Annotated in this window: 15 protein-coding genes; 2 read left to right on the top strand and 13 right to left on the bottom strand. The window is 31.3% G+C overall.

The features are described 5' to 3' along the window. The first annotated feature begins 3 nt into the window (after positions 1–3). A complete protein-coding gene (locus FM121_RS08435) occupies positions 4–1,044 on the top strand; it encodes a sensor histidine kinase (RefSeq protein ID WP_086951728.1) in 1,041 nt (346 codons plus the stop codon). 47 nt (positions 1,045–1,091) lie between these two features. Here the strand turns inward: FM121_RS08435 and FM121_RS08430 are convergent, their stop codons facing one another. Then, complete coding sequence (locus FM121_RS08430) at positions 1,092–1,418, bottom strand: DMT family transporter (protein WP_086951727.1); 327 nt, start codon at positions 1,416–1,418, stop codon at positions 1,092–1,094. A 127-nt stretch (positions 1,419–1,545) separates the two neighbouring features. Between FM121_RS08430 and FM121_RS08425 the strand changes: the two genes are divergently transcribed. Next, a complete protein-coding gene (locus FM121_RS08425) occupies positions 1,546–2,319 on the top strand; it encodes a hypothetical protein (RefSeq protein WP_086951726.1) in 774 nt (257 codons plus the stop codon). 108 nt (positions 2,320–2,427) lie between these two features. Here FM121_RS08425 and nrdG read toward each other — a convergent pair whose 3' ends face one another. The 12 genes from nrdG to rpmI form a co-directional block, all read right to left on the bottom strand. After that, positions 2,428–3,009 (bottom strand): anaerobic ribonucleoside-triphosphate reductase activating protein, encoded by a 582-nt coding sequence (nrdG, locus tag FM121_RS08420; RefSeq protein ID WP_086951725.1) that lies wholly within the window; start codon positions 3,007–3,009, stop codon positions 2,428–2,430. Positions 3,010–3,066: 57 nt separating this feature from the next. Beyond that, on the bottom strand, positions 3,067–5,250 hold the full coding sequence (nrdD, locus tag FM121_RS08415; RefSeq protein WP_086951724.1) for an anaerobic ribonucleoside-triphosphate reductase: 2,184 nt from the start codon (positions 5,248–5,250) through the stop codon (positions 3,067–3,069). A gap of 652 nt (positions 5,251–5,902) precedes the next feature. After that, positions 5,903–6,739, bottom strand: a complete 837-nt coding sequence (locus FM121_RS08410) for a MetQ/NlpA family ABC transporter substrate-binding protein (RefSeq protein ID WP_086951723.1) — start codon at positions 6,737–6,739, stop codon at positions 5,903–5,905. Beyond that, on the bottom strand, positions 6,736–7,407 hold the full coding sequence (locus FM121_RS08405) for a methionine ABC transporter permease (protein ID WP_086951722.1): 672 nt from the start codon (positions 7,405–7,407) through the stop codon (positions 6,736–6,738). The genes FM121_RS08410 and FM121_RS08405 overlap by 4 nt, the downstream gene beginning before the upstream one ends. After that, a complete protein-coding gene (locus FM121_RS08400) occupies positions 7,404–8,126 on the bottom strand; it encodes an ATP-binding cassette domain-containing protein (RefSeq protein ID WP_086951721.1) in 723 nt (240 codons plus the stop codon). Before FM121_RS08400 ends, FM121_RS08405 begins: the two co-directional genes overlap by 4 nt. After that, positions 8,119–9,150: a lipoate--protein ligase gene (locus tag FM121_RS08395; RefSeq protein ID WP_086951720.1), complete on the bottom strand. Its 1,032-nt coding sequence runs from the start codon at positions 9,148–9,150 to the stop codon at positions 8,119–8,121. Before FM121_RS08395 ends, FM121_RS08400 begins: the two co-directional genes overlap by 8 nt. Positions 9,151–9,369: 219 nt before the next feature. Further along, on the bottom strand, positions 9,370–9,810 hold the full coding sequence (locus FM121_RS08390; RefSeq protein ID WP_306298135.1) for a hypothetical protein: 441 nt from the start codon (positions 9,808–9,810) through the stop codon (positions 9,370–9,372). Positions 9,811–10,020: 210 nt separating this feature from the next. Then, positions 10,021–10,938: an AEC family transporter gene (locus tag FM121_RS08385; RefSeq protein WP_086951719.1), complete on the bottom strand. Its 918-nt coding sequence runs from the start codon at positions 10,936–10,938 to the stop codon at positions 10,021–10,023. Positions 10,939–10,978: 40 nt separating this feature from the next. Beyond that, positions 10,979–11,371 (bottom strand): tautomerase family protein, encoded by a 393-nt coding sequence (locus tag FM121_RS08380; RefSeq protein WP_086951718.1) that lies wholly within the window; start codon positions 11,369–11,371, stop codon positions 10,979–10,981. 565 nt (positions 11,372–11,936) lie between these two features. Beyond that, positions 11,937–13,124 carry a hypothetical protein gene (locus FM121_RS08375; RefSeq protein WP_086951717.1) on the bottom strand — a complete coding sequence of 396 codons (1,188 nt, stop codon included), beginning with the start codon at positions 13,122–13,124 and terminating at the stop codon, positions 11,937–11,939. A gap of 249 nt (positions 13,125–13,373) precedes the next feature. Next, positions 13,374–13,733 carry a 50S ribosomal protein L20 gene (gene rplT, locus FM121_RS08370; protein ID WP_086951716.1) on the bottom strand — a complete coding sequence of 120 codons (360 nt, stop codon included), beginning with the start codon at positions 13,731–13,733 and terminating at the stop codon, positions 13,374–13,376. Between the two features lie 63 nt (positions 13,734–13,796). Next, on the bottom strand, positions 13,797–13,997 hold the full coding sequence (gene rpmI, locus FM121_RS08365) for a 50S ribosomal protein L35 (protein WP_086951715.1): 201 nt from the start codon (positions 13,995–13,997) through the stop codon (positions 13,797–13,799). Between the last annotated feature and the right edge of the window lies 1 nt (position 13,998).

The raw sequence follows: 13,998 nt of genomic DNA, 5'->3' as shown, positions 1-13,998 counted from the left end.
AATATGATATTTATTAATTATTTACAAGATCAGATTCGCTTAATATTACTTTGGTTTAGCTTCATTGCCTTAACAGGTTTCATTTTATGGTTAACACCGGAAGTTCAATTTAATTTGCCTTCTTTAATTTATATTTTTTTGATTGGACTTGTCTTATTAATTTTCTATTTAAGTTTTGACTATAATAAAAAAAAGAATTGGTGGCAACAATTAGAAATAAATTCTGAATATGCTATAGATACTCCAGAGCTAGTAGGCGCTTCTACGAAAGAAGAACTTATTTACCAAGAGTATTTTAACGAGATGCACAGAGAACATTTTTTATTATTAAATGAAGTTAAACAACAAACAGAAGAACAAAAAGATTATATTGATAGTTGGGTTCATGAAATTAAAATCCCTCTAGCATCTCTAAATTTGATTACTGAATCAATAGAAGATGACATCTCAGAAAAAAGATTTAATCAATTAAGAAGTAATTTAAAAAGAATGGATGATTATGTTGAGCAGGTTCTCTACTATTCTAGACTAGACTCTTTTTCAAAAGATTATTTAATCAACTCTTATTCCTTAAAAAAACTGGTTCAGTCTACAATAAAACAGTCTGCAGATTATTTTATTGTGAATAATCTAAGTTTAGTACTTGAAGGTGAAGAGTATTTTGTTCTGACAGATGAGAAATGGCTTCAATTTATTTTAAATCAAATCATTAGTAATGCTATTAAATATACTCCGAATGGTGGTAAAATCGCTCTTACCTTTTCTAAAAACGACCGTGGCGTTTGGTTAACTATTTCAGATGATGGTATTGGCATCCCTACTGAAGATTTACAGCGAATTTTTGATAAAGGATTTACGGGAAAAAATGGTCGAAATGAAGAAACTAAATCAACAGGTTTAGGACTTTACTTAGCAAAAAGTTTAGCCGAAAAATTAGGCCATCATCTCTATGTTGAATCCTGTGTAGATAAGGGAACTTCTTTTCGAATATTATTTCCTCATCTTAATTACTATGCAGATAAAGATGAAAAATTTATGCTTTAAAACAAACTCTTCCCTCTCTTAATTCTTCAAAAATAACCCATCTATTATTAATGTCCTGTGCCATAAACATTAACAATAATTGTTCCTAAAATAATTAATATAAGCCCTACTACTGTCATTAGATTAAGTGGCTCTTTCCATATTAGTACTGAAAATAGCGTTATTAAAATAATTCCAATTGCTCCCCATATTGCATATGCGACAGCAATTGGAATTGTTTTAAATGATAGTGATAAAAAATAAAACGAAATAACATAGGCTACAATAGTGTACAAAGTTGGTGCTAATTTAGTAAAACCATCAGTCGCTTTTAAGAGATTTGTTCCTACAACCTCCCCTAAAATGGCAACCAATAAAAATATATAACCTTTCATCATTTAATGTCCTTTCAAAGTAAATTCAGTTTATTTTATCATATTATAAGAGTTAGGACAGAGTTTTTAATATCACTTGAACTCCGTATTTGGTAGTTGTACAATAATTGTATTAGGAGGAGAGACAATGAAAAAAATTAACGCTATTATTTTATTTAGTTTTTTTATTTTACTCACAATTCCCACTGCTTTTCATGCTGAAACGACTAAACAGAAAAAATTACCAGAGTCAAAGACAACAGAAGTCGTTTATGCCTTAACTAAAGGAGGCAAAAATTTAGAGCCTGCTGATTTTATACCGGCAATTGAAGAGGAATATCAAATTAAAATTAAGGATATTTCGTTTTCTAAAAACCATCGAGCTAACACAATGACAAGTGGTATATTAAAAACTGAGTTAGATTTCACTACAACTTCGGGAGATTCCTATCAAGAGAAGTTACCTTATTTGATTGAAAAGGAAAAACCAACTATTTCTATTGACGATATTTCTTATAATACTAGAAATAATCAGCTATCATTTAAAACATCTAATCGTTCTACTGATGTTTATATGCTTTCTGATGGTAAAATTTACACTTGTCCAACAGATAACAATGGCTTTTTTAAAGGAAAATATAATCCCCATGAAATGCCTACATCTATTAAATTGATTTCATTTAATGATGATGGAGATTATAGTGATGAATATATTTTGACTTTAAAAAGTGGCGACATTAGCCAAAAAACATTAAAACATACGGCTGTTTCCTATAATAAAACAAAGCATAATCAACAATCTTTGGATGTCATTGGGGAACATCGAAGCAAACGAACAACCATCAGTTTAATCACTCTTATCATTTTAATTGTCCTTTTTTTATCTTCAAAAAGTTATTTTTCTGCTAAAAGACAAAACTAGTTTCAAGTTAAACCTATGCAAAAAAACGATCCACCACAAAACCCAACAATTTTGTGGTGGATCGTTTTTTTGTAGGAATCAAGCCCCGACATCTTATCAGTCTCACCATTATTTCCCGTAGTAACGTTCGGCATCCAAACATTTTTGCCAAATAACGACTTCTTTTTTGGCTAAAGATTGTTTCACATCAATAATACGCTGATTACTACTTCCTCGAAATTGAAGGGTTAAGTCTCGACGCGTTAATTCAAATCTTCCATCGACCAACACATCGATTTTAGAAAGCAATTCTAACTTATCCTCTGTATCTAATAATAATTCTTCAAAAGTATAGCCTGACCAAGACCAAATATCCTTTGAATTACCAAACTGTTCTCTAAAACGATTGACTAATTGTAAACAAACCTGTGTATTTAAAAAAGGTTCCCCGCCTAAAAGCGTTAATCCTTGAACGTAATCTTGGCTTAAATCTGACATTATTTGATCTTCTAATTCTGGTGTATATGGTTTACCGTATTTAAAATTTTGGATAGCTTTATTAAAACAGCCTTCGCAAGCAAATAGGCAACCACTCACATAAATACTACATCTAACACCCTCGCCATCTACAAACATGAAGGGCTTGTAATCAGCAATATAGCCTTTACTCCATTTATCTGCAGTCCATTCTTTTGGTTTAGGATTTTTCATCTTGTCATCTCCCTAAAATAAAGAGAAAGAACTTTCACTCGTTCTTTCTCTGAATCGTTATTTCATATGTTTAACGCGTGACGATATCTCTTTATGACGTCCATGTACCATTGGACGAGCTTGTGGATTGCCTAGATAGCCACATGTTCTCTTGACAACATCACATGTTTTTGGGTCTTTATTGCCGCATTGTGGACACTCAAAACCACGTTCTGTTGGATTAAAATCTCCCTCAAAATCACAATCATAGCAGTGATCAATTGGTGTATTAGTTCCTAAATAACCAATTCTATCATATGAATAATCCCAAACAGCTTCTAGCGCTTTTCTGTTTTGTTGTAAAACTGGGTACTCACAGTAATGAATAAAACCACCAGAACAATACTCTGGATAATCTTTTTCAAAATCTAATTTTTCAAAAGGCGTTGGATTTTTTCTGACATCATAATGAAAACTATTAGTATAATAGTCTTTATCTGTAATGTTATCAATCTCACCAAATTTTTCACGATCTAAACGACAAAAACGGTCAGTTAGACTTTCGCTTGGTGTTGAATAGACACTAAAGTGATACCCTAATTCATTACCCCAATCATCTGTATGTTCTTTAAGTGCGCGGAGAATATCTAGAGTAAATTCTTTTGCTTCGCCATTTGTTTCCCATTCTCCGCCATAAAAACTAGCAGCTACTTCATAAAGTCCTATATATCCCATTGAGACAGTTGCTCGTTTATTCTTAAACAATTCATCCACAGAATCCGTTTTTTGTAATTTTTCACCAAAAGCGCCATGCATATAAAGTATCGGTGCATTGGCTGGTGTTGCTTCTTTACAACGATTAATCCTAAAGACTAACGCATCTTTAAGGATATTCAATCGTTCCTCAAGAAGTGACCAGAATTTTACTTTATCACCAGCAGCTTCTAAAGCAATTCTTGGTAAATTAAGCGTCACAACACCTAAATTCATACGTCCTGCATTAACTTCTTTCCCATTTTCGTCTTTCCATCCTTGTAAGAAAGAGCGACAACCCATCGGTACTTTAAAACTACCTGTTAATTCAACAATCTTGTCATAGTTTAAAATATCTGGATACATTCTCTTAGTGGCACACTCTAAAGCAAGCTCTTTGATATCGTAGTTTGGATCTGATGGTTGACGGTTAACGCCTTCTCTCACTGTGAAAATTAATTTAGGGAAAATGGCTGTACGGTGTTCTTCTCCTAAACCTTTAATACGATTTAAAAAAATAGCTCGTTGAATTTCACGTTCAAACCAGTTAGTTCCTAAACCAAATCCTAAAGATGTAAAAGGTGTTTGTCCGTTGGAAGTAAACAGGGTGTTAATTTCATACTCTAAACTCTGCATCGCATCATAAATATCTTTTTGCGTTTTGGATTTTGCGTATTCATCATGACGACTAGTATCTTCAATCCAATTTTTAGCATCTTCTAAATGTTTATCATAATTTTTCTCAGCAAAGGGCGCTAAAAATTCATCAATTCTGTCAGCAGAACAACCACCATACTGGCTTGAAGCCACATTAGCTATAATTTGAGAGATTTGAGCAGTTGCTGTTTGAATTGATTTTGGTGCTTCTACTTCTGCATTTCCGATTTTGAAACCATTATTTAACATGCCTTTAAAATCAATCAGGCAACAGTTAGTCATTGGTGAATATGGATGATAATCTAAGTCATGATAATGAATGTCTCCCTTTTGATGGGCATTTGCCACATGAGAAGGCAATAATTTTAGACCAATTGATTTTCCAACAATACCTGCTGTTAAATCTCTTTGTGTATTAAAGACATCACTATCTTTATTAGCATTTTCATTAACCAACTGACTATCTTTATTTAATAATTTACCAATTGTAAAATTAATATCTGTCGCACGAGTTCTTTCAAAGTCACGACTTGTTCGATAATTTATATATTCTTTTGCTAAATCATACTCGCAGTTGTCTAGTAAAATATGTTCCACAATATTTTGAATTTCATAAATTTTAACATTATTATGGAATCGTTGACTAATTTCCTCAATAATTAAACCAACTAACTCTTGAATACGTTCTTCAGAATGAACTTCAATCGTACCATTTATCTTTTTCTCTGCTTTTAACAACGCATTTGTGATTTTAGCTTCATTAAACTCAACACTACGTCCATCTCTTTTCACAACTTTCACTTTGTTCAAACCAGAACTATATATGAGTGTTTTTTCGTTGATTTCTATCATTGATATCTATCCCCTTTATTTCGATTTCTAATATATAATAGCCTAGTTTTTTTAATAATTCAACTATATATAGTGTTAATTATTTTTAATAAAACTATTGACAACTACATATAGTGATACCTAAACGCTTTCTTTTATTGTTTTTTTAAATTATTTTTATTAAACATCGGTTTTATTAAAAAGTTTTATTTTTCACTTTCGTTTTTTTATAAAATGGATGATTTTTATTATTTTTAATCTATTGATGTCTTTTTCACATTTAAAACCAAAAGAAGAAGCTGACACAAAAATATGTCAGCCTCTTTCTTATTTTGTAATCAATCTTTAATAGTTAGTGGATAATCAACCCAGCTCTTCAGTTCCTCCAGTTGCTTGGAGCTAAGCGTCTGTTTCATCACCTTTGTTTTATCGGGATTCAAAAGACAACTCCTTCGACAACTTCAAAACTGGTAATCAATCCCAAATGCGTGGATTGGTTACCAGTTCCTCCAGTTGCTTGGAGCTAAACGTCTGTTTCATCACCTTTGTTTTATTGGGATTCAAAAGACAACTCCTTCGACAACTTCAAAACTGGTAATTAATCCCAAATGCGTGGATTGGTTACCAGTTCCTCCAGTTGCTTGGAGCTAAACGTCTGTTTCATCACCTTTGTTTAAAAGGCTGGTACTAGGGTTTCACTGTGTTCTTTTTCTAAAAATTGTTTTACAGAGTCGCTTGTCATTACTTTTTTAAGTTCTTTGATACTTTCAGACTCTTTATTATCTTCTCTTGCAACTAGAGAAATAGCAAATCTTTCATCAACTGTTTTTTCTAAGAATAATGCATCTGTTGGTTTCAACCCAATTTTAGCAATATAAGTTGGATAATTATAAACTAAAGCGACATCTTTTTCATTATAAGCTTCTGCTAAGTTAAGCAAATCAATTGAAACAAATTCTAAATTTTTATCATTTTTTTCGATATCTTTTAGTGTTCCCTCAAACCCAACACCTTCTTTAAGCGTAATTAACCCTTCTTCCGCCAGAATTGCTAGTGCTCGTCCTTCATTAGAGATATCATTAGGGATAGCAACTTTGGCTCCATCTGGAATATCTTCAATTTTTTTGTAGTCTTTTGAATAAAATCCAACTTTAGCATTATAAATTTTTTGAATAGCAACTAGTTTGGCTTTTTTCTCTTGGTTAAATTTTTTCATATAAGGTTCATGTTGGGCAAAATTCGCGTCAACTTCTTTATTTTTTAATAATTCATTGTATTGAATATTATCATTGACTTGAATAAGTTCGATTTTCCAACCATCTTTTTCTGCTTCTTTAGCAGCCACTTCTACCACGTCGGTCATTGGTGTTGTTTGTGAAGCAACTTTGATTATTTTTTCATCCTTATTCTTTTGCACAGTTTCTTTTGTTCCTTCTTGTGCTTTTCCTCCACATGCTGTCATGGCTAAAACTAAACCTACTAAACTGAATGTTACGATTAATTTTTTCATTTGACTGACTCCCTTTTATCTAATTTTTTACTAATAAATGTTCCTAATAATTGAATACTACCAACAATGATGATCATTAATACAATCGTCGCATACATTACTTCATACTCATAGCGCTGATAGCCAAAACGAATGGCAAAGTCACCAATTCCTCCGCCACCAACAACTCCCATAATAGTTGAATAAGACATCAGACTAATCGTTATTGATGTAAAACTAAGAACTAAACCACTTCTAGCCTCTTTCAGTAGAAAATAATAAACATACTGAAAGTTAGTAACACCTAGTGAATTAGCAAGTTCCTCTACTTCTTTTGGTAAATCTAATAAAACTTGTTCCACTAAACGACCAAAGATAGCAATGGCAACTAAGCTTAATGGAAATGAGGCAGCAACTGGACCAAATGCTGTTCCAAAAATATATCTAGTCACGGGGATAATTGCTACAACTAATAAGAGAAATGGGAAGGACCTAATAATATTGACGTAGCAATTTAAAATAAACATTAGTAATTTATTGGAATTTCTCCCCTCTGAACGGAATAAAAATAAACTAATTCCAACAACTAAACCAAAAATTAACCCTAATAATAAAGAAATACCTAACATAATACTTGTTTCTCGTAATGCCTTTAACATATCTGGTAAATAGTACATAACTTGATTCATTGGCTCAGCACTCGCTTCGCTTTTTCTGGATAGCTTTCATCATGGGTTACAAAAGATTGTCTTTTAATATCTAGATTAGAAACTACTTTACCTTGTTCCATTACAAAGACACGATCACAACAGTGCTTAATGGCATTTAAATCATGACTGACAAAAACAATAGTTGGTAAAAATTCTTGATGAACTTTTTCTATTAACATAATCATTTCTCGGGTTGTCTGCTCATCTAAAGCGCTTGTTGCTTCATCCAGAAGTAATACCTTAGGATTTGTGATTAACGCTCGTGCAAGAGCTACACGTTGTTTCTGACCTCCACTAAGAGATGACGGATAGTCGTTTATTTTCTCTGCTAAACCGACAAAATTTAATAACTTCTTCGCTTTTTTTATCTCTTTTTTTCCTTGTAACTTTAATGGCAGATGAACATTATCAATGACGGTTAAATTGTTTAATAAATTGAACTGTTGAAATAACAAACTCATTTTTCTTTGCTGTTCTCTTATCTCAGATTTACTTAAATTTTTAATCAAATGGTTATCTAATAATAAGTCACCTGCAGAGAAGTTTTCCATTAATTGAATGATTCGAAGGAGAGTTGATTTTCCTGAACCACTTTCGCCAACAATCCCTACTATTTCTTGCTTTTCAATTTTTAGATTAATTGAATTTAAGACCTGAAAACCATCATACTGTTTAGAAACATTTCTCAACTCAATCATTGACTAATTCTCCTAGCAAAAGTAATATCAAACTTTCTTTATCTAATCCACTGAAACATAAATCAATCTCACTATCTGTTAAGTCACTCATTAATTCATTAAAAATCAATCGTTTACCTTTTAATTTTTCACAAACTTCTTGCTGGTTTTTTTGGCTAAAGTAATCACCAGAAAAAGAAATTTCTCCAATTTTACCTTTCTCCACAGTAAAAGCAACTTCAATCAAACCAACATTTTTAATGTATGCATTTCTTTTAATATCAAAAATTTGATGATGACCATAGACCCAATCATCATTACTATACACCTCAGAAACACTTTGCTGAATCTGCTCTTGATCAAATTGAGACAAAATAATTTCTTGAGAAGAAATTTCCTCTATACTATCTACCTTAAAAATTCGCCTAATTAATTCATCACGAAAGCCTTCTATTGTTAGCTTTTGATAACTCTTATTTAAGTATGGTTTAATATTTGTCACTCTAGATTCGACCGACTGAATATGAGTTGTTTTAATTTTTTCTTTTGAAACGATTAAATATTTTTCCATCCTGTTTAAATCAACATCAAAAAGCAATGTCCCATGAGAAAACATACTTTGATTTTTTGTATACATCGCATTTCCCGATATTTTTTTACCATCAATAAAAATATCATTTCGACCATTAACCGATATATTATCAACACCCATTGCTTTTAATGCATCCACAATCGGCTGAGTTATCGTTGGATAATCACCAAATTTCACCTGACCTTTTCTGATAATAAAACTAAAACTAATATTTCCTAAATCATCAAAAACAGTGCCACCACCAGATAACCGTCTCGTTATGATAACACCATCTTTCATCGCCTGATCAACAGCTATCTCTTCATAAATATTTTGATGTTTTCCTACAATGAGACAAGGGTGTTGGATATACATTAAAAGAATAGGCTCATCTATTTCGACTGTATTCATTAAATAATCTTCTGTAGCCAAATTTATTCTAATATCACGACTTTCCATTCTGTGAAAAAGCATTGCCTAAAAAACCTCCTTTCCAACTCAACGAATTGAGTCTAACCATTTATTTGTTCCGTATCAATTTATTTATTCTTTTCATAAAATAGGATTTTTTATTATTTTAATAAAATAGAGACTATCTATTGATATCAAGCGCTTTTATAAATTTATTTCAATCTACTTAAAACACAATTTTGTTTTATTGGCAAAAAAAAATAAACCTAATTTAGGTTTATTCTAACGATTATTCATATAAAAAAGAACTTCTTCATCAGTTAATTTTCTGATTTCAGTATTTGGATATTCTTGATAGTTATCAGTTTTAAAGATAGGAATTTTATGACATTTAGTTGTTTTATTTCTTTTTAAGTAATTTATTAATTCTACCTTATCTCGAAATATTTTAAATATACTTCTGTTTTTATCTGGTTTGAGCTCATAAATAGCGCAAGGTTGTTTTAATATGTACTCTGCAGTTCTAAAATACAGTTTAGCATCTTCTAAAGATTTAAAAGGGAAATTCCAGCGATACAGCCCTCTTGTCTGATCTTTTTCAATGCAAATACACCGATGACACGTCCCACAAATATATTGGGTATGCTCACTTAAACATTCATACGGTTTATACATAGGTGTCACACGATTTTTATCACTATAACATTCTGGGCAAATAGTCATACTGGATCCCTCCTTTTCTTTTAATTTTAACATTAAATGGTTATTTTTGTTACATTATTATAAAATAGCCATTTTAATATCAATAAAAAACTACTTATTTACTTTTTAGACAAAAAAACGAAAAAAGCTGACCTAATTGTCAACTTCTGTCTTGTTTATAAATTATTCCAGTCGTTTGGAGCTAAACGATTTTTTATCTACTCTAATTTCTTATAATATTTGACTCAGAGTAATCATCAGTGGAACTGTGATTAAACTGACTAATGTTGATAAAATGATGTAATTTGAGGCTAGCTGTCCTTTGCCTTGATACATTTCGGCAAATACTGAATTAAGTGAACCAGAAGGCATGGCTGCAACTAAAACTAACAAAGCAAATACCATTTCATTAGAAATAAATGGTCTAAAGATAAGCATAGCTAAAATAGGTATCAAAATCAGACGAACCAAACAAAATAATATAATCTCTTTGTTCTTAATTAATTTTTTAATAGATGTTCCATAGAACATCGCCCCATTAACTATCATTGCTAAGGGTGCTGTAAAGGAAGCCAATACCTGTATTGGTGTACCTAGAAATATCGGCAGCCTAATATCCAAGACAAATAATAACATTCCCAAAGCCATACTTAAAATTGCAGGTGTTCTAAGAACTTTTTTTACTGAAACTATCAAGGTTCCAGAAAAGATTGATTCTCCTATACTAAACAAAAATAGATTAAAAATAGTGTTAAAAGAAACTAAGACAATTAATCCAACTTCTCCATATAAAGAATCAACAATTGGAATCCCAATAAATAATATATTCGAGAAAATACAACAAGCACGCCACGTTTCTTTTTTTTCTGAATCAATTTTAAAGAGTCTTGTTAGTATAAAACTGAGTAAGATTAAAAATATAATTAAAATCAACGCTACAAGTAATGAGTCCTTAATTAATCGGAATTTTTCATCTGTATAAGGTGTTTGAAAACTATTAAAAATAGCACATGTTAAAGCAAAATTTGATAAAAAAAAGCCTGCTTCTTTTAATCCTTGCTCACTAATTTTACCAATCTTTGCTAAATAATAACCAACTGAAAGATAGACAAATAGCATTACATTTTGTTCTAAAATCAACAAAAACATTTATTTTTCTCAACTTTCTTTTTTGAGATACAATCTAATTTCAAGAAAGTTCACCTGTAATAAATTGTGCTTCCCCATCTGCAAATGACCAATCTTCATCTTCATTCTCAAAAAATGAAATTAAAATGTCTTTTTTATTAAGTCCCATTTTTTCATGTAAATCAGATACTAATTGTTTATAAAATAATAACTTCATTGCTTTTTCTCTTTTTCTACTAAATATTTGAATCGCTACCTTGTCCTCTGTCCGAACAAAACCTAGTCCTGTATCCTCTAAAATCATGTCTTCTGATTGGTGTCGTGTCACAATTTGATAACGATCACCTTCTGGAATATCAAATGCTGCAACGGCATTATAATGGATGATTTTTAATAATTCTGATGTTTTTTCCTTTGAGTAATGTTCTAAAATATCTATTTTAAATAATGGCATTTTATACGCTCCTTCTTTGGTCACTTTATGAGTATTTCATGATTACATTTTCTATGATATAGGTCTTTAACTACTCTGTCAAATGATTAAGTTTTGGTTATATGTTTGAATAATCAAAAATAGATACGTATTCAACCAAACACCCTAAATTGTATTCTAAAAGATTCTAATATTTTAAGTATGATTATCTATTTATGGAAAGTAAACGTATCAGGTGTCAAAATATGGACGGATACCAAGGAGCCATAATGAATATTACTAATTCCAAATTAGTCATTTAATATAACAACGTGAACTATGTAAAAAATTATAAAAACCTATACGTATGGAATGTTAAATTGCTATACATAGAAAAATTCAATAACAAAATTTTTTATTCAATATCACTCTCATAAGCTCATATTTAACTCCTGAGAAATTTAAGATGATATGATATAAATATCCAATTATGGTATCCAAATCCCTCAGAAGAGATTTTAGATGTTCTGAGGGATTTGGATAGGTAAAAATAGATAGAAAAAGAACTCAATCTTTTGGAAAGAGTTCTTTTTGTTTAGTTATTGTATTAAACTAAGTGGGCTGTCCACATAATTTCGCCTGTTTTTAATTTAACTTCCCATACTAAGTATGAGCCTGTTTCAAAACCGATTTCTTCATTTGCCCATAATGAAGCTGTTCGTTTATCTTCCCATACCATACCTGAGTTACCAATTCCTTTTCCACCGTTAAAGCTCATGTCTAAACCACTGTTTGACATTGCTTGTCCCATGTAAGGGTTTGTTGGGTTTACTGGTGCATCTTTTTCCCATACAACTGTTTTAGTAAATACTGTGTGAGTATCTCCATTTAGAGAAGTTGTAGTTACTCCACCGTCTGTACTTTCCGTTACATAAGTGTATCCATTTGTTGAAGCTAACATTTTACCATTCGTATCTTTATTAATAATTTTTGTCGATTGTGTTTTCTTAGATTTATACGGTCTTGTCGCTGTCGTATTGATATAACCTATCCAGTTACCATTAGCTTCGAATAAAGAATAGTAGGTAGAACCATTAAAATGTTCATAGCGTCCTTTAGCTTGTAAAGATTTATTATAATGACTAGCACCATTTCCTTTTTTCTGCCAATTAAAATTTTGCCATAGCTCATAATTTTTTGCTATTTCCACATATCGTCCATCAGAAATATAATTCCCCTGAGCGTTATTTTTTTGAGTAGCCCCAGCATTTAGGTATCCTTGCCAATTTCCCCGTCCATCATATAAAGAGTAGTAGGTTGAGCCATTAAAATGTTCATAACGTCCTCTTGCTTGAAACGTCTGATTGTATAGATTATTAGTATTATTTCTTTGTTGCCAACCAAAATTTTGCCAAATCTCGTAATTTCCTTTAGAGACTTTGACATAGCTTCCATCTGAGATATAGTTACCTTGTTTACCTGTTTTTTTAGTGGCGTTTGCGTTTAAATAACCTTGCCAATTTCCTTTATTATCAAATAAAGAATAGTAAGTTGAACCATTTTGATGTTTATATCTCCCTCTAGCTTCGAATGTTTTATTATAGACAGTGTTGGTATTATTTTTTAGTTTCCAATTAAAATTTTGCCATATTTCATAATTATTTTTTGTTATTTGAACGATACTTCCGTCTTTAATATAAGGTCCTTGATTAGCTGATTCTACCTTCATGCCAAAAGCAAAGCTACCTAACATAACTCCCATAACCATCAATTTTTTAAATACATTTTTCTTCATTTTAGAACTCCTTTTTTATTTAATCACATATAAGTTTAACACATTAATTGATATTTGTTTTAAAACATCAAATAAAATCAAAATCAAAAATATTTAACTGAAATAAAGAGTATTTTAAAGCACAATAAAAAAGCAGTTATCAACAATTAGCCCTAAATTCGCTAATTTCATGGATGATATTTGATTTTAAAATAACAAAAAAACCCACTCTCAGAAAGTGGGTTTAACATGTTAAAATAACATTAAAAATTATTTAGCTAATTCTGTTTTAGCTGTTTCAGCAAGAGCTGTGAAAGCTTCTGCATCATGGATAGCTAATTCAGATAACATTTTACGGTTGATGTCGATTTCAGCTAATTTCAAGCCGTGCATCATTTTGCTGTAGCTTAAACCGTTCATACGAGCGCCAGCGTTGATACGAGCGATCCATAATTTACGGAAGTTACGTTTAGTTTGTTTACGATCTCTAAAAGCATAAGTGTGAGATTTCATCACTTGTTCTTTTGCTGTTTTGAATAATGTGTGTTTTGAGCCATAGTAGCCTTTAGCTAACTTAAGCACTTTTTTACGACGTTGGCGAGTTACTGTTCCACCTTTTACACGTGCCATGATAATTCCTCCTTGGGGTTCTTAAATTTGTTATTTTTTAGTCATTATCAAAAACTAAAAAACTTATCTCATTCCTGTCAACATTTGACGGATACGTTTGTAATCGCCTTTTGATACCATTCTTGGACGACGTAATTGACGACGTTGTTTTTTAGTTTTACCGTGGAAACGGTGACTTGTAAACGCGCGATATCTTTTTAATCCGCCACCACCTGTACGTTTAACACGTTTAGCTAGTCCGCGGTGAGTTTTCATTTTTGGCATT

Source organism: Vagococcus fluvialis bH819, from assembly GCF_900163795.1.
Taxonomy (GTDB): Bacteria; Bacillota; Bacilli; order Lactobacillales; family Vagococcaceae; genus Vagococcus; species Vagococcus fluvialis_A.
Note: the sequence above shows the minus strand (reverse complement) of the source record. Positions and strands in the feature narration are given on the sequence as shown.

Excerpts from the sequence above, each read along its gene's own strand:
- FM121_RS08435 (WP_086951728.1), top strand. The coding sequence starts at position 4 with ATGATATTTATTAATTATTTACAAGATCAGATTCGCTTAATATTACTT.
- FM121_RS08430 (WP_086951727.1), bottom strand. The coding sequence starts at position 1,418 with ATGAAAGGTTATATATTTTTATTGGTTGCCATTTTAGGGGAGGTTGTA.
- FM121_RS08425 (WP_086951726.1), top strand. The coding sequence starts at position 1,546 with ATGAAAAAAATTAACGCTATTATTTTATTTAGTTTTTTTATTTTACTC.
- nrdG (WP_086951725.1), bottom strand. The coding sequence starts at position 3,009 with ATGAAAAATCCTAAACCAAAAGAATGGACTGCAGATAAATGGAGTAAA.
- nrdD (WP_086951724.1), bottom strand. The coding sequence starts at position 5,250 with ATGATAGAAATCAACGAAAAAACACTCATATATAGTTCTGGTTTGAAC.
- FM121_RS08410 (WP_086951723.1), bottom strand. The coding sequence starts at position 6,739 with ATGAAAAAATTAATCGTAACATTCAGTTTAGTAGGTTTAGTTTTAGCC.
- FM121_RS08405 (WP_086951722.1), bottom strand. The coding sequence starts at position 7,407 with ATGAATCAAGTTATGTACTATTTACCAGATATGTTAAAGGCATTACGA.
- FM121_RS08400 (WP_086951721.1), bottom strand. The coding sequence starts at position 8,126 with ATGATTGAGTTGAGAAATGTTTCTAAACAGTATGATGGTTTTCAGGTC.
- FM121_RS08395 (WP_086951720.1), bottom strand. The coding sequence starts at position 9,150 with ATGCTTTTTCACAGAATGGAAAGTCGTGATATTAGAATAAATTTGGCT.
- FM121_RS08390 (WP_306298135.1), bottom strand. The coding sequence starts at position 9,810 with ATGACTATTTGCCCAGAATGTTATAGTGATAAAAATCGTGTGACACCT.
- FM121_RS08385 (WP_086951719.1), bottom strand. The coding sequence starts at position 10,938 with ATGTTTTTGTTGATTTTAGAACAAAATGTAATGCTATTTGTCTATCTT.
- FM121_RS08380 (WP_086951718.1), bottom strand. The coding sequence starts at position 11,371 with ATGCCATTATTTAAAATAGATATTTTAGAACATTACTCAAAGGAAAAA.
- FM121_RS08375 (WP_086951717.1), bottom strand. The coding sequence starts at position 13,124 with ATGAAGAAAAATGTATTTAAAAAATTGATGGTTATGGGAGTTATGTTA.
- rplT (WP_086951716.1), bottom strand. The coding sequence starts at position 13,733 with ATGGCACGTGTAAAAGGTGGAACAGTAACTCGCCAACGTCGTAAAAAA.
- rpmI (WP_086951715.1), bottom strand. The coding sequence starts at position 13,997 with ATGCCAAAAATGAAAACTCACCGCGGACTAGCTAAACGTGTTAAACGT.